A 14,251-nucleotide genomic window follows, 5' to 3' on the forward strand; every position below is an offset into this window, starting at 1 on the left:
CACCCCTTCCGTACGTACGTCCTGTCCCCCGAGGAGAGTGCGCCATCAACGCGTCCAGCCCTCCCGCCGTCGAACTGCGCGGCATCACCAAGCGCTTTCCCGGCGTCGTCGCCAACCGCGACATCGACATCACCGTACGGCGGGGCACCGTCCACGCCCTGTGCGGTGAGAACGGCGCCGGCAAGTCGACCCTGATGAAGATCCTCTACGGCATGCAGAAGCCGGACGAGGGCACCATCGCGATCGACGGCACCCAGGTCACCTTCGCCACGCCCGCCGACGCCATCGCGCGCGGCATCGGCATGGTCCACCAGCACTTCATGCTGGCCGACAACCTCACCGTCCTGGAGAACGTCGTCCTGGGCGCCGAGAAGCTGCACGGCATCGGCGGCAAGGCGCGTACGAAGATCCGCGAGATATCCGAGGCGTACGGCCTCGGCGTGCGGCCCGACGTCCTCGTCGAGGAGCTCGGGGTCGCCGACCGCCAGCGCGTCGAGATCCTCAAGGTCCTCTACCGGGGCGCCCGGACGCTGATCCTCGACGAGCCCACCGCGGTCCTCGTGCCGCAGGAGGTCGACGCGCTCTTCGACAACCTGCGCGAGCTCAAGTCCGAGGGCCTCACCGTCATCTTCATCTCCCACAAGCTGGGTGAGGTGCTCTCCGTCGCGGACGAGATCACGGTCATCCGGCGCGGGACGACGGTCGGCACGGCCGACCCGAGGAACACCAGCACCAAGCAGCTCGCCGAGCTGATGGTCGGCAGCGAGCTGCCCTCGCCGGAGACCGAGGAGTCGACGGTCACCGACACCCCGATGCTCCACCTGGCGGGGGTGCGCCTCACGCAGACCGACCTGGACGGCGTCGAGCGCGTCATCCTCGACGACGTCACCTTCACCATCCGCCGCGGCGAAGTCCTCGGCATCGCGGGCGTGGAGGGCAACGGTCAGTCCGAACTCGTCGAGGCCATCATGGGCATGCGGACCGCGGACCGCGGCACCGTCGCCCTGGACGGCGCCGACGTCACCCGGACCCCCACCCGCAAGCGCCGTGAAGCCGGTGTCGGGTACATCCCCGAGGACCGGCACCGCCACGGCCTCCTCCTCGAAGCGCCGCTGTGGGAGAACCGGGTCCTCGGCCATGTCACCGAGCGCCCCAACTCCAAGCGCGGGCTGCTCGATCTGAAGGCCGCCCGCGCCGACACCGAGCGCATCGTGCGCGACTACGACGTCCGCACCCCCGGCATCGAGGTCACCGCGGCCTCCCTGTCCGGCGGCAACCAGCAGAAGCTGATCGTCGGCCGCGAGATGAGCCACGCGCCCAAGCTGCTGATCGCCGCCCACCCCACCCGCGGTGTGGACGTCGGCGCGCAGGCGCAGATCTGGGACCAGATCCGCCGCGCCCGCCGCGAGGGCCTCGCCGTGCTGCTCATCTCGGCCGACCTGGACGAGCTGATCGGCCTGTCCGACACCCTGCGGGTGATGTACCGCGGCCGCCTGGTCGCCGACGCCGACCCCGCCACCATCACCCCGGAGGAGCTGGGCTCCGCCATGACAGGTGCGGCCTCGGGCCACCTCCAGCACACGGAAGACGCCGAAGGCGGGGACGTCCGATGAAGACACTGATATCCCGGGGCACGTCCCGGATCGACAAGGAGCGGCTGATCCTCGCGATCGCCGCCCCGCTCCTGGCGATCATCGCCGCGCTGGTCGTCACCGCCTTGATCATCACGGCGACCGGCAAGGACCCGTTCGCCGCGTTCAGCGACATGGTGACCTACGGCTCCGCGAGCGACAGCCAGGTCTACATCCTCAACAAGGCGACGACGTACTACCTCGCGGGTGTCGCGGTGGCCATCGGCTTCCGCATGAACCTGTTCAACATCGGTGTCGACGGCCAGTACCGGCTCGCCGCGTTCGTCGCCGCCGTGCTCGGCGGGGCGCTCACGCTGCCCGGCTGGCTCTCCATCCCGCTGATCATGCTCGCGGCCATGGCGACCGGTGCCCTGTGGGCGGCCATCGCGGGCATCCTCAAGGTGACCCGCGGGGTCAGCGAGGTCATCGCGACGATCATGCTGAACGCGATCGCCACCGCGATCATCGCCTACCTGCTCCAGCCCGAGCAGCTCGGCCAGCTCGACGACGCCGGCACCCTGGTCTCCACCAAGCCGCTGCCGAAGTCCTCGTACTTCTTCACGATGGACATGGGGCCGGCCGGCCAGGTCTGGGGCTTCATCGTGATCGCCGTGCTCGTCGGCGTCGCGTACTGGTTCGTCCTCGGCCGCACCCGCTTCGGATTCGACCTGCGCACCGTCGGCCAGTCCGAGTCGGCGGCCGCCGCGAGCGGCGTCAGCGTCAAGAAGATGGTCGCCACCAGCATGATCATCTCGGGTGCCGTGGCCGGTCTCGTCGGTATGCCGACGCTCCTCAACGACAGCCACCAGTACGACAACAGCTTCCCGGTGGGCCTCGGCTTCACGGGCATCGCGATCGCGCTGCTCGGCCGTAACCACCCGGTCGGCATCGCGCTCGGCGCCCTGCTGTGGGGCTTCCTGGAGCGCACCACCAACCACCTGGAGTTCCAGGGCTACGACAAGGAGATCCTCGGCGTGATCCAGGGCGTCATCGTCCTGTGCGTCGTCATCGCCTACGAGGTCGTACGCCGCTACGGGCTCAAGCGCCAGCAGCAGCGGGTCGGCGCCGAGCTCGCCGCGCAGGCCGCCGCCGTCCGCACCGAGAAGCAGGAGGTGGCCGGATGAGCGCCACGAAGACCGACACCCCGCCTCCCGCGGCCCCCGCGGTGAGCGGCGCCAGGAAGGCGCGCGGCCGGCTCTCCACGGGCCAGACCCTGATGACCGTCGTCGGCGCGCTGTTCCTGGTCTCCGCCGTCCGCGTCATCACGGGCGCCGACCAGCTCACCTCCGGCGGCCAGATCAGCGCCGCGCTCGGGCTCGCCGTGCCCATCGGCCTCGCGGCCCTCGCGGGCCTGTGGTCGGAGCGGGCCGGCGTGGTCAACATCGGCCTCGAAGGCATGATGATCCTCGGCACGTTCGGCGCCGGCTGGCTCGGCTGGCAGACCAGCCCGTGGCTCGGCCTCGTCTGCGGCATCGGCTTCGGTGTCCTCGGCGGTCTGATCCACGCCGTCGCCACCGTCACGTTCGGCGTCGACCACATCGTCTCCGGTGTGGCCGTCAACCTCCTCGCCCTGGGCGCCACCCAGTACCTCGCCAAGCTGTTCTTCGCCGACGGAGAGCCCGCGACCAAGGGCGGCAACCCCAAGCAGTCGCCGCCCGCCGAGTCGCTGGGCGACGTCACGATCCCGGGCCTGTCCAGCGGCCTGCACTCCATCGAGCAGCACCACTGGTTCCTGGTCTCCGACCTCGCCGGCATCCTCGGCGGTCTGGTCACCAACGTCTCCGTGATCACGATCCTCGCCGTGCTGCTCTTCGTGGGCAGCTGGTGGGTGCTGTGGCGCACCTCGTTCGGTCTGCGCCTGCGCTCCTGCGGCGAGAACCCGGTCGCGGCCGAGTCCCTCGGCGTCAACGTGTACGCGCACAAGTACGCCGCCGTCGCCATCTCCGGCGGACTTGCGGGTCTCGGCGGCGCGTTCCTCGCCCTGGTCACCTCCCACAGCTACCTGGAGGGCCAGACCGGTGGGCGCGGCTACATCGGCCTCGCCGCCATGATCTTCGGCAACTGGCGGCCGGGCGGACTCGCCATGGGCGCGGGCCTGTTCGGCTTCTCCGACGCGCTCCAGCTGCGCAACGGCGGTGAGACCGTGCACGCGCTGCTGCTCCTGCTGGTCGTCCTGCTCGCCCTCCTGGCGGGCTGGAAGGCGTACCGCAAGGCCATGATCCAGGCCACGGTCAGCGCGGTGATTGCCGTGGTCGTCCTGGTCTGGTACCTCCTGACGGATGAGGTGCCCGGCGACTTCGTCGGCGCCACCCCGTATGTCGTCACCCTCCTGGTGCTCTCGCTGTCCGCGCAGCGGCTGCGGATGCCGAAGGCCGACGGCATGCGCTACCGGAAGGGTCAGGGCAAGTGACGGAAGCCGACTGGGAAGCACTCAGAGAGACGGCCCGCGAGGCCATGTCCCGCGCGTACGTGCCGTACTCGGCCTTCCCGGTCGGCGCCGCGGCCCGCGTGGACGACGGCCGCACCGTGTCGGGCTGCAACGTCGAGAACGCGTCGTACGGGCTCGGCCTGTGCGCCGAGTGCGGGCTCGTCTCGCAGCTCCAGCTGACCGGCGGCGGCCGTCTGACGCACTTCACGTGCGTGGACGGCAAGGGCGAGATCCTGATGCCGTGCGGCCGCTGCCGCCAGCTCCTGTACGAGTTCGGGGGGCCCGAGCTGCTCCTGGAGACGACGGCGGGGATCCGCCCGCTCGGCGAGATGCTCCCCGACGCGTTCGGACCCCAGCACCTCAACTGACCGAAGGCCCCGCCCTGTTGGGCGGGGCCGCTTTCAACGGGTCGCTCTATGCGCGTAGAGTCGGCCCTGCTGCCACCTGCGGAAGGACAACGCCATGGACGTCATCTCCGTCATCCGGACCAAGCGGGACCGGGGCGAACTCAGCGACGAGCAGATCGACTGGGTCATCGACGCGTACACCCGCGGCGCCGTCGCCGACGAGCAGATGTCGGCGCTCGCCATGGCGATCCTGCTCAACGGCATGAACCGTACGGAGATCGCCCGCTGGACCGCCGCGATGATCGCCTCCGGTGAGCGCATGGACTTCTCGTCCCTGTCCCGCCCGACCGCCGACAAGCACTCCACCGGAGGCGTCGGCGACAAGATCACGCTGCCGCTCGCCCCGCTGGTCGCCGCGTGCGGCGCCGCCGTCCCGCAGCTCTCCGGCCGCGGCCTCGGCCACACCGGCGGCACCCTCGACAAGCTGGAGTCCATCCCCGGCTGGCGCGCCCTGCTGTCCAACGACGAGATGCTGCACGTCCTCGACACCGTCGGCTCCGTGATCTGCGCGGCCGGTGACGGGCTCGCCCCCGCCGACAAGAAGCTCTACGCGCTGCGCGACGTCACCGGCACCGTCGAGGCGATCCCGCTCATCGCCTCCTCGATCATGTCGAAGAAGATCGCCGAGGGCACCGGCTCACTCGTCCTCGACGTCAAGGTCGGCACCGGCGCGTTCATGAAGACGATCGAGGACGCCCGCGAACTCGCCTCCACGATGGTCGAATTGGGCACCGACAGCGGCGTGCGCACCGTCGCCCTGCTCACCGACATGTCGACGCCCCTCGGCCTCACCGCAGGCAACGCCCTCGAAGTCCGCGAGTCCGTCGAGGTGCTGGCGGGCGGCGGCCCCGCCGACGTCGTCGAGCTCACCCTCGCCCTGGCCCGCGAGATGCTCGACGCCGCGGGCATCAAGGACGCCGACCCGGCGAAGGCCCTCGCCGACGGCTCCGCGATGGACGTCTGGCGCCGCATGATCGCCGCACAGGGCGGTGACCCCGACGCGGCGCTGCCCACGTCCCGTGAGCAGCACGTGGTGGTCGCCGGGAGGTCCGGCGTCCTGACCCGCCTGGACGCGTACGACATCGGCGTCGCCGCCTGGCGCCTCGGCGCGGGCCGCGCCCGCAAGGAGGACGTGGTGCAGGCCGCCGCCGGCGTCGAACTCCACGCCAAGCCGGGCGACCCGGTGACGCAGGGCCAGCCCCTCATGACCCTGCACACGGACACGCCGGAGCGCTTCGGGTACGCCCTTGAGTCCGTCGACGGCTCGTACGACATCGCGGCACCGGGGACGACGTTCGAGGCCACGCCGGTGGTGCGGGAACGCATCGGCTGACCTGGGTTTCCTCCGGGTCTCCCGGAACGGGCGAACGGGACCGGTGGACCTCCGCCGGTCCCGTTCGACTCACCCCAGCAGCGCCGCGATCACCACCAGCGCCGGCACCGACGCCAGCGTCGACAGCAGGATCGACTCCCTCGCCAGTCTCTCCGCGACGTGGTAGCGCGAGGCGTACGTGAAGAGGTTCTGCGCGGCCGGGAGCGCCGACGTCACCACCACGTCCAGGAGCGATGCGCCCCGCAGACCGAAGACGCCCGCCGCGAGTACCCACGCCACCGCGGGCTGCCCCACCGACTTCAGGGCCACCGACAGCAGCACCGGGACCCGGTCGGAACCGCGCCGGGCCGGCAGCGAACTCCCGCACAGCGAGATCCCGTACGCGAGCAGCACCACCGGCACGGACATCTTGCCGATCAGATCGACCGGGTTGAAGACCGGCCCCGGCACTGTCCACCCCGTCGCCGCCACGATCACGCCCGTGAGCGCGCCGACCGCGATCGGGTTGCGCAGCGGTGTGACGAGCCGTCGCCACAGCGACCGCGTCTCCCCGGCCTCCGACAGATCGAGGACCGTCATCGCGATCGGCGTCACCACGATCTGCTGGAAGAGCAGCACGGGCGCGACCAGTGAGGCGTCGCCGAGGACGTACACGGCGATGGGGATGCCGAGGTTTCCCGAATTGACGTAGCTGGAGCACAGGGCGCCGATCGTGGTCCGTCCCACGCCCCACCGGCGCGCGGCACCCACCGCGACGAACACCCCGGCGGCCGCCGCCGTGCTCAGCGCCGTCACCAGCAGCCGCGGCGACAGGATCACCGAGAGGTCGGCCTTCGCGAGCGTGGTGAACAGGAGCGCGGGTGTGGCGACATGGAAGGCGAGCTTGGTGAGGACCTCGCGGCCGTTGTCCCCGAGATAGCCGCGCCTGCCGATCAGATAGCCGACGGCGATGACCACCGCGATGACGGCGAACCCGTTCAGCACCCCTGTCACGCTGCCCCCTGCCGGCGTCGTGCGGACGGCTGAGCAGGTACGTGATCAAGGAGCATCCCCCTAGCCTCGGAGGGCATCCGACGCGGGGTCAACGTGATGCGCGCGACACACGGGGAGCGTGAGGCACGGCACTCGGCACACGGCCGGATCGCCGATGAGTTCCCGCCGCCGGGCGGGTCTTTCTTGCGTGGCTGCTTCCCGACGTCCCGACCTGGCTCTCACCGGCCCTCTGCGCCGCGGCGACGTGCCGCACCTGTGCGAGCAGGTGCGCACGGCATGCGCCCGCGCCCCCGCACGCGACCTCGTCTGCGACCTCGCGGCCGTCACCACGGCCGACCTCGCCACCGTGGACGCGCTCGCCCGGATGCAGCTCGCCGCCCGCCGGGCCGGGGCGGGACTGCGGCTGCGCGATCCGTCCCCGGCCCTGTGGGCCCTGCTCCAGCTGGTCGGCCTGCCCGGCCTAGGCGGGCTGGTCGTCGAGATGGAGCGGCAGACCGAACAGCGGGAAATAGCGGGCCGTGTCCAGGAAACAGTGGAGTCCGGTGATCCGGCCCTCTGAGATCTCCAGGACCTGGACGGCCCACGGCGCGAACCCGCCCTTGTCCGGGTCGGGCTTGTAGTGGGCGAACGCGGGCGAGCCGTTGGCCTCGACGGGCACCAGCCGGCTGTCGGCACACGAGGCGCCGATCGTCGTCATGAAGCCCGTGATGTCCGGCGTGCCGCGCAGCCACAGGTCGAACGGCGGCATGGTCATGACGGCGTCCTCGGCGAGCAGCGCCGTGAGGGCCTTCATGTCGTATCCCTCGAACGCCGCGACATAGCGCTCGAGGAGCGCCTGGTGCTCCTCGTCCAGCTCGCCGCCGGCGTCCTTCGTCTCGGCCGGGGCCTCGGCGAGCGTGGCGCGGGCCCGCTGGAGCGCGCTGTTCACCGACGCCACCGACGTGTCGAGGAGCTCGGCGACCTCCTGCGCCTTCCAGGCCAGGACCTCGCGCAGGATGAGCACGACCCGCTGCTTGGCGGGCAGCTGCTGGAGCGCCGCCACGAAGGCGAGGCGCACCGACTCCCGCGCCACCGCCGCCTCCGCGGGGTCGTGCACGGTCGGCAGCACGCGCGCGTCCGGCATCGGCTCCAGCCACACGTTGTCCGGCCGGGGGGTGAGCGCCGCCTGCGCCAGCGGAGCCGCCGCCGTCAGGTCCATCGGACGGGCCCGCTTGTTGCCCGCGTTCAGCATGTCCAGGCAGACGTTCGTCGCGATGCGGTACAGCCAGGACCGCAGGCTGGAGCGCCCCTCGAACTTGTCGAAGCTGCGCCAGGCGCGGACCATCGTGTCCTGCACCGCGTCCTCGGCCTCGAAGGCCGAGCCCAGCATCCGGTAGCAGTACCCGGTCAGCTCGACCCGGTGCTTCTCGAGACGGACGTCCAGCTCGGTGGTCGTCCCTGCGATGTCACTCATGTCCACACCCCGCCCTGCGGCTTCTGGCAAGTCCCGAAAGTCCATGCAAGTCCCAGCACTTCGGAAGCTACCGCAGGGCACTGACAACGGCCCCCGGACCGGCGAATTACGCCGGCCCGGGGGCCGTTGTCAGTAAGATCCGGGCAGCGTCAGTGCGCCGCCACGAGCGTCTGCCGCTGCTGCACACGCGCCGCGTGCGAGCCCCACAGGGTCACCGACACGACGCCGAGCACCGCCACCAGGCCGAGGGCCACGGTCCCGGCCCAGCCGCCCGCGTGGAAGGCCACCGCGCCGAGGGTGCCGCCCACGCTGGATCCGATGTAGTACACGGACTGGTACAGCGCGGACGCCTGCGCCCGCCCGTGCGTCGCCGTGTGGCTGACCGAGGACGACGCCACCGCGTGCCCCGCGAAGAATCCGGCCGTGACCAGGACCAGGCCGAGCAGCACCATGGGGATCGAGTCACCGAGCGAGAGCAGCAGCCCGGACGCCGTCGTGCCCACCGCCAGGTACAGCGCCCCGCGCCGCCCGAGCCGCGCGACGAGCTTGCCGGCCGCGGCCGAGGAGACCGTACCCACCAGGTACACCAGGAAGATCGAGCCGATGATGCCCTGCGGGAGCGAGAACGGCGCGGCCGTGAGCCGGTAGCCGATCACCGTGTACACGGCGCCGAAGACCGTCATGAACAGGGCGCCGATCACGTACAGACGGCACAGCAGCGGGTTCGCGAGGTGGCCGCGCACCGTGCGGGCCAGCACCCGCGGCCGCAGCGAGCCGGGGGTGAAGTGCCGCGGCCGGGGCAGCAGCAGCCGGAAGGCGACCGCGCACGCCACGGCGATCACGCCGATCGTGCCGACCGCCGCGCGCCAGCCCCACTCCTGCGCGACCCACCCGGTGATGACCCGGCCGCTCATCCCGCCGATGGAGTTGCCCGCCACGAACAGGCCGATCGCGGCGACCAGCGCCTTGGGCCGCACCTCCTCCGCGAGATACGCCATCGCGGAGGCCGGCAGACCGGCGAGAGCGGCACCCTGGAGCGCCCTCAGCGCGATGAGCGCGCCGAGCGAGGGAGCGAAGGGCACGAGCAGGCCGACCGCGACCGCCACCGACAGGGACGCCGTCATCACGGTGCGCCGTCCGAACCGCTCCGACAGGGCGCTCAGCGGCAGTACACACACGGCGAGCGCGCCCGTCGCGCCGGACACCGTCCAGCTCGCGGCGCTCGCGCTGACGTCGAAGTCCGCGGAGACGAGGGGGAGCAGGGCCTGCGTGGAGTAGAGGAGGGCGAAGGTCGCGACCCCGGCCAGGAAGAGGGCGAAACTCATCCGGCGGTACCCGGGGCCGCCCGGGTTCAGACGGGTGTCGGTGGCTTCGGGGGACGACGGCTTACGGGCGGCGACCGCGTGGGTGGCGGTCGCCCCGCTACTGGCAGGAGGCATGTTTCGAACGTAGGCCTCCATGTTTCATGCGTCCAATGCATGAAAACGCCATAATCGATCCCATGGCGCATAAGCAGAGTTCAGAGACCCGCCTGTCACCGTCCAGTGACACAGAAGACATCGTGACGACGCTCGCGCCACGCCTGTCGTACTTCGCCGCGGTCGCCCGCACCGAGCACGTCACGCGGGCCGCCCACGAGCTGGAGATCCCCCAGTCGACGCTGTCGCGCGCCCTGGTGCGCCTCGAACGGGACCTCGGCGTGGAGCTGTTCGCGCGCCACGGCCGCACCGTCTCGCTCACCCCGGCGGGCCGCACGTTCCTCACGTCCGTCGACAAGGCGCTCGCCGAGGTCGGCCGCGCCGCCGAGTCGGTACGGGCCGACGCCGACCCCGCGTCGGGCAAGGTCGCCTTCGGCTTCCTGCACACCATGGGCTCCGAGACCGTCCCCGGCCTGATCCGCGCCTTCCGCGCCGACCACCCGCGCATCCGCTTCAGCCTCGTCCAGAACTACGGCGAGGCGATGCTGGAGCGCCTGCGCGCCGGCGAACTCGACCTCTGCCTCACCTCTCCCGTCCCCGACGCGCCCGGCCTCGTCGCGCGCCGCCTCGACGAGCAGCGCCTGCGTCTGGTCGTCCCCGACGACCACCGCCTCGCGGGCCGCAAGCGCGTCCGTCTCGCGGAGGCGGCCGACGAGACGTTCGTGACCCTCGAACCCGGCTACGGACTGCGCCGCATCACCGACGGTCTGTGCACGGAGGCGGGGTTCAAGCCGCGCATCGCCTTCGAGGGCGAGGAGACGGAGACCCTGCGCGGCCTGGTCGCGGCGGGCCTCGGCGTGGCGCTCCTGCCGCCACCGGCCGTACCGCGCCCGGGGGTTGTCGAGCTGACGGTGACCGGCCAGCGGGCGGTACGCGAGATCGGCGTGGCCTGGCTCGACGGGCATCCGGACACCCCGCCGGTCGCCGCGTTCAAGAAGTTCCTGCTCTCCCGGCGCGGCAACCTGCTCTCCGAGTGGACCCGCGCGCAGGAGTAGTCACCGGCCGAGGGACCTGCCGAACCCCGAGGCCAGCGGCATCCGCAGTCCCAGCGGCGGCGGCGCGGCGAGCGCGTCCCGCACCGGGCGCGAGAACGCCCGGCCGAAGAGCGAGCCGAGCACGAAGTCGCGTGCCAGGGCGTGGACTTCTGCGCGGTGCTGGTGGAGCGCGTGGCCGTCGGAGTGCACCTCGAAACGGCAGATGTCGCGGTTCGACTTCTTCGCGCGGGCGGCCAGGCGGAACGACAGCTCGGGATCCGTGCGCTCGTCGTTCGTGCCGTGCACGATCAGGACGCGGCGGCCCACGAGCTGTTTCACCGGTTCGAGGGGCGCGGCGACGTCCTCCTCGGGCAGCCAAGGGGCGAGCGCGAGCACCGAGTTGACGGCGCCGTGCCCTCCCGCGTGCAGTGCCGCGCGGGCGCCCATACCGACCCCGACGAGACAGACGGCGACGTCGCCGTAGCGCCGTACGGCCTCGTCCGCAGCCCAGTCGGCGTCGCGCGCGAGCTGTGCCTGCGCGCCGTTCCAGCCGCGGCTGCGGTAGTGCACGACATGCGCCGCCAGGCCGTCCCGCCGCCCGTCGCGCGCGAGGGCGCGCCCCAGGGTCCGTACGGCCTGCGAGGCCAGCGGTGACGGTCTGCGCGTGGAGGTCTCCGCACCCGCCGGAAGCAGCAGGACCACACCGCTCACCGCCGCGGGGACGGGCCCCACCGCCTTCCCGAGCCGGGCCTCACGGACCGTCGTCGCTTGCTGTCCCATGACAGAACAGTGTCAGAAGGCCCGGTGTACGCCACCCGTCCGCAGGGTCACTGTTACGTATCGACAGGCGGACGCCACCGGGTATCTACGCGCGTAGGCGTTAGAGTGCCGAAATGACGAGCCAGACCAGCGGAAACTCGCAGATTCCGACCCCCGAGCAGATCGTTCGCGCCCCCAAGGTGCTGCTGCACGACCACCTCGACGGCGGGCTTCGCCCCGGCACCATCGTCGAACTCGCCCTGGAGCAGGGCTACGGGAACCTCCCGGAGACCGACCCCGACAAGCTCGGCATCTGGTTCCGCGAGGCCGCCGACTCCGGCTCCCTCGAGCGCTACCTGGAGACCTTCGCCCACACCTGCGCCGTCATGCAGACCCGCGAGGCGCTGTTCCGGGTCGCCGCCGAGTGCGCCGAGGACCTCGCCGAGGACGGCGTCGTCTACGCCGAGATCCGCTACGCCCCCGAGCAGCACCTCGAACAGGGCCTCACCCTCGAAGAGGTCGTCGAGGCGGTCAACTCGGGCTTCAGGGAGGGCGAGCGGCGCGCCAAGGCCGACGGCCACCGCATCCGGGTGGGCGCCCTGCTCACCGCCATGCGGCACGCGGCGCGCGCCCTGGAGATCGCCGAACTCGCCAACCGCTACCGCGACGCGGGCGTCGTCGGCTTCGACATCGCGGGCGCCGAGGCGGGCTTCCCTCCCACCCGCCACCTCGACGCCTTCGAGTACCTCAAGCGCGAGAACAACCACTTCACGATCCACGCGGGCGAGGCCTTCGGCCTGCCCTCCATCTGGCAGGCGCTCCAGTGGTGCGGCGCCGACCGCCTCGGCCACGGCGTGCGGATCATCGACGACATCAAGGTCGAGGACGACGGGTCCGTCGAGCTCGGCCGCCTCGCCTCCTACGTCCGCGACAAGCGCATCCCCCTGGAGATGTGCCCGAGCTCCAACCTCCAGACGGGCGCCGCCGACTCCTACGAGGCCCACCCCATCGGCCTGCTCCGCAGGCTGCACTTCCGTGCCACGGTGAACACGGACAACCGCCTCATGTCCGGCACCAGCATGAGCCGCGAGTTCGAGCACCTGGTCGACGCTTTCGGCTACACGCTCGACGACATGCAGTGGTTCACTGTCAATGCGATGAAATCAGCATTCATTCCTTTCGATGAACGACTGGCCATGATCAATGACGTCATCAAGCCGGGATATGCCGAGTTGAAATCCGAATGGCTGTTCCGTCAGACCGCCTCGACCAGGGGGTCTGTCGCGTAGTAGCGCCATTTTGTGCGAATCCGAAGCGGCCGGGAACAGGAAATCCCGGCCGCTTCCGCGCGTATTTCGCTGTTTGCAACGCGCCCTGGCGCATGTTTACGGTCGTGGACCGCTCAAGCCCCCGTTCACGAGGACTCATTTCACGATGAAGCAGTCTGCCGTCAAGACCCTCGGTGTCGCCGCCCTCGGTGCCGCCTTCGCCGCCGCGGGCGCCGGTGCCGCGTCCGCCGCCCCCGCCCTGCCGGACGCGGGCTCCGCCCTGAACACCGTGACCGGCACGCTCCCCGCCGAGCAGGTCGCGAAGGTGCTGCCCGCCGGTGGCACCCAGTCTCTGGCCGCCGGCAAGAACGCCGTCGCCGGTGGCCTGAACGCCGCCGCGCCCGCCGTCCGGAAGGCCCTCCCCACCAACGGCCACGACCCGGTCTCCGGGCTCCTCGGCGGCCTGCCCGTCAAGTCGCTGCCCGCCGGTGGCGCCCTGCCCGTCGGCTGACCCACCCGACACGGCACCCGCACGGACACACAGCAGGGGCGCACCCGCGCGGGTGCGCCCCTGCTTGTCGTCCATCAGCCCGCGGACCCCGTCGTCACCACGCCTGGCGGGCCTTGCCCTCGCCCGGCAGCAGGATCCACAGCGCGATGTACAGCAGGAACTGGGGACCGGGAAGCAGACACGAGAGCACGAAGATCACGCGCATCGTGGTCGCGGAGGTGCCGAAGCGCCGTGCCAGCGCTGCGCACACTCCGCCGATCATCCGTCCGTTCGTGGGGCGGGCAAGGGCGGTCATGGTGGGCTCCTTCGCGAACCGTAGCGGTGAGGCGCTCCCTTGGCCGGGACGGCCGGGGCGTCTTCGATGTCTTCGAAGCTACGGTGACGAACCGGGCGAAGCGTCAGCTCACGGGGCGACGCCGACCCTGGAAATCGTCGGGGTCCGCCCCTGAGACGGCTCCTCCCGGGGGAGGGCGGTGACCTCGGCCCTGCGGCGGAGCCTGCCCCTGAGGGTCGGCACCACGGCCGCGTGCGCCAAGGCCACGCCCAGCGTGTTCAGGAACAGCGAGTCGATGTCCACGACCTGCCCCGGCACCCCGGTCTGCAGCAGCTCGATGCCGAGAGACAGCAGCGCTCCGGCGGCGACCGTACGCACGAGCGAACCCAGCGGCGAGACGACGAGCCGCCCCCCGGCGATCGGCAGCAGCACCCCCAGCGGGGCGAGCAGCAGCAGCTCCTTGCCGATCCGCCGCACCGCCTGCGCCGGACCGAGCGCGAGATCCGCCCTGATCCCCGCGAACGGATGCAGGTTCGCGGCGCTGACCCACGGCACGTCCAGGGGGCGCAGCGTGATCCAGCAGACGAGAAGCAGATGCGCGGCAAGGAGGGCTATCCCTGCCGTACGGAAGCGGATGGCGGCCTTGGAGCCGCCCGGGCGATGGCGCTGCACGCCCCCCAAGACGCGGGCGGCGGGACGATCGGTTCCGCGTCGCCGGCGTCCGCCCGCGACCACCGCGCCC

15 protein-coding genes are annotated in these 14,251 nt (G+C 71.4%); 9 read left to right on the plus strand and 6 right to left on the minus strand.

Going from position 1 to position 14,251, the window contains the following annotated elements:
* Positions 1-74: 74 nt before the first annotated feature.
* From ACFC96_RS22200 to ACFC96_RS22220, 5 genes are all read left to right on the plus strand, one after another.
* Complete coding sequence (locus tag ACFC96_RS22200) at positions 75-1,613, plus strand: ABC transporter ATP-binding protein (protein ID WP_376613761.1); 1,539 nt, start codon at positions 75-77, stop codon at positions 1,611-1,613.
* Positions 1,610-2,755: an ABC transporter permease gene (locus tag ACFC96_RS22205; protein ID WP_376259918.1), complete on the plus strand. Its 1,146-nt coding sequence runs from the start codon at positions 1,610-1,612 to the stop codon at positions 2,753-2,755. Before ACFC96_RS22200 ends, ACFC96_RS22205 begins: the two co-directional genes overlap by 4 nt.
* Complete coding sequence (locus ACFC96_RS22210) at positions 2,752-4,041, plus strand: ABC transporter permease (protein ID WP_376613720.1); 1,290 nt, start codon at positions 2,752-2,754, stop codon at positions 4,039-4,041. Before ACFC96_RS22205 ends, ACFC96_RS22210 begins: the two co-directional genes overlap by 4 nt.
* The gene (locus ACFC96_RS22215) at positions 4,038-4,427 is read left to right on the plus strand and encodes a cytidine deaminase (RefSeq protein ID WP_376613722.1); all 390 of its coding nucleotides are present in this window, start codon (positions 4,038-4,040) and stop codon (positions 4,425-4,427) included. Before ACFC96_RS22210 ends, ACFC96_RS22215 begins: the two co-directional genes overlap by 4 nt.
* A 94-nt stretch (positions 4,428-4,521) precedes the next feature.
* A complete protein-coding gene (locus ACFC96_RS22220; protein WP_376613724.1) occupies positions 4,522-5,799 on the plus strand; it encodes a thymidine phosphorylase in 1,278 nt (425 codons plus the stop codon).
* Positions 5,800-5,868: 69 nt separating this feature from the next.
* On the opposite strand, the gene ACFC96_RS22225 is transcribed toward ACFC96_RS22220, so the two are convergent.
* Positions 5,869-6,792: an AEC family transporter gene (locus ACFC96_RS22225; RefSeq protein WP_376259912.1), complete on the minus strand. Its 924-nt coding sequence runs from the start codon at positions 6,790-6,792 to the stop codon at positions 5,869-5,871.
* 187 nt (positions 6,793-6,979) lie between these two features.
* On the opposite strand from ACFC96_RS22225, the gene ACFC96_RS22230 reads away from it, so the two are divergent.
* On the plus strand, positions 6,980-7,351 hold the full coding sequence (locus tag ACFC96_RS22230) for an STAS domain-containing protein (protein WP_376259910.1): 372 nt from the start codon (positions 6,980-6,982) through the stop codon (positions 7,349-7,351).
* Here the strand turns inward: ACFC96_RS22230 and ACFC96_RS22235 are convergent.
* Both ACFC96_RS22235 and ACFC96_RS22240 read right to left on the minus strand, forming a co-directional pair.
* Positions 7,253-8,245, minus strand: coding sequence for a sigma-70 family RNA polymerase sigma factor (locus tag ACFC96_RS22235; RefSeq protein ID WP_376259908.1), 993 nt, complete (start codon positions 8,243-8,245; stop codon positions 7,253-7,255). The genes ACFC96_RS22230 and ACFC96_RS22235 overlap by 99 nt on opposite strands.
* Positions 8,246-8,394: 149 nt before the next feature.
* Complete coding sequence (locus ACFC96_RS22240; protein ID WP_376259906.1) at positions 8,395-9,684, minus strand: MFS transporter; 1,290 nt, start codon at positions 9,682-9,684, stop codon at positions 8,395-8,397.
* 62 nt (positions 9,685-9,746) lie between these two features.
* On the opposite strand from ACFC96_RS22240, the gene ACFC96_RS22245 reads away from it, so the two are divergent.
* Positions 9,747-10,718 carry a LysR family transcriptional regulator gene (locus tag ACFC96_RS22245; protein ID WP_376259904.1) on the plus strand — a complete coding sequence of 324 codons (972 nt, stop codon included), beginning with the start codon at positions 9,747-9,749 and terminating at the stop codon, positions 10,716-10,718.
* Here ACFC96_RS22245 and ACFC96_RS22250 read toward each other — a convergent pair whose 3' ends face one another.
* The gene (locus tag ACFC96_RS22250; protein ID WP_376613726.1) at positions 10,719-11,477 is read right to left on the minus strand and encodes a prolyl oligopeptidase family serine peptidase; all 759 of its coding nucleotides are present in this window, start codon (positions 11,475-11,477) and stop codon (positions 10,719-10,721) included.
* Between the two features lie 113 nt (positions 11,478-11,590).
* Between ACFC96_RS22250 and ACFC96_RS22255 the strand changes: the two genes are divergently transcribed.
* Positions 11,591-12,745: an adenosine deaminase gene (locus ACFC96_RS22255; protein WP_376613728.1), complete on the plus strand. Its 1,155-nt coding sequence runs from the start codon at positions 11,591-11,593 to the stop codon at positions 12,743-12,745.
* 145 nt (positions 12,746-12,890) lie between these two features.
* Positions 12,891-13,235: an ATP-binding protein gene (locus ACFC96_RS22260; protein ID WP_376259899.1), complete on the plus strand. Its 345-nt coding sequence runs from the start codon at positions 12,891-12,893 to the stop codon at positions 13,233-13,235.
* A 94-nt stretch (positions 13,236-13,329) separates the two neighbouring features.
* Here ACFC96_RS22260 and ACFC96_RS22265 read toward each other — a convergent pair whose 3' ends face one another.
* Together ACFC96_RS22265 and ACFC96_RS22270 are read right to left on the minus strand one after the other, a co-directional pair.
* Positions 13,330-13,530 carry a PspC domain-containing protein gene (locus ACFC96_RS22265; protein ID WP_376259897.1) on the minus strand — a complete coding sequence of 67 codons (201 nt, stop codon included), beginning with the start codon at positions 13,528-13,530 and terminating at the stop codon, positions 13,330-13,332.
* A 108-nt stretch (positions 13,531-13,638) separates the two neighbouring features.
* Positions 13,639-14,181, minus strand: a complete 543-nt coding sequence (locus tag ACFC96_RS22270; RefSeq protein ID WP_376259895.1) for a VanZ family protein — start codon at positions 14,179-14,181, stop codon at positions 13,639-13,641.
* Positions 14,182-14,251: the final 70 nt, after the last annotated feature.

It is taken from the genome of Streptomyces sp. NPDC055955, from assembly GCF_042270245.1.
In the GTDB taxonomy this organism is placed as follows: domain Bacteria; phylum Actinomycetota; class Actinomycetes; order Streptomycetales; family Streptomycetaceae; genus Streptomyces.

Excerpts from the sequence above, each read along its gene's own strand:
- ACFC96_RS22205 (WP_376259918.1), top strand. The coding sequence starts at position 1,610 with ATGAAGACACTGATATCCCGGGGCACGTCCCGGATCGACAAGGAGCGG.
- ACFC96_RS22235 (WP_376259908.1), bottom strand. The coding sequence starts at position 8,245 with ATGAGTGACATCGCAGGGACGACCACCGAGCTGGACGTCCGTCTCGAG.
- ACFC96_RS22220 (WP_376613724.1), top strand. The coding sequence starts at position 4,522 with ATGGACGTCATCTCCGTCATCCGGACCAAGCGGGACCGGGGCGAACTC.
- ACFC96_RS22260 (WP_376259899.1), top strand. The coding sequence starts at position 12,891 with ATGAAGCAGTCTGCCGTCAAGACCCTCGGTGTCGCCGCCCTCGGTGCC.
- ACFC96_RS22210 (WP_376613720.1), top strand. The coding sequence starts at position 2,752 with ATGAGCGCCACGAAGACCGACACCCCGCCTCCCGCGGCCCCCGCGGTG.
- ACFC96_RS22240 (WP_376259906.1), bottom strand. The coding sequence starts at position 9,684 with ATGCCTCCTGCCAGTAGCGGGGCGACCGCCACCCACGCGGTCGCCGCC.
- ACFC96_RS22250 (WP_376613726.1), bottom strand. The coding sequence starts at position 11,477 with ATGGGACAGCAAGCGACGACGGTCCGTGAGGCCCGGCTCGGGAAGGCG.
- ACFC96_RS22245 (WP_376259904.1), top strand. The coding sequence starts at position 9,747 with ATGGCGCATAAGCAGAGTTCAGAGACCCGCCTGTCACCGTCCAGTGAC.
- ACFC96_RS22265 (WP_376259897.1), bottom strand. The coding sequence starts at position 13,530 with ATGACCGCCCTTGCCCGCCCCACGAACGGACGGATGATCGGCGGAGTG.
- ACFC96_RS22255 (WP_376613728.1), top strand. The coding sequence starts at position 11,591 with ATGACGAGCCAGACCAGCGGAAACTCGCAGATTCCGACCCCCGAGCAG.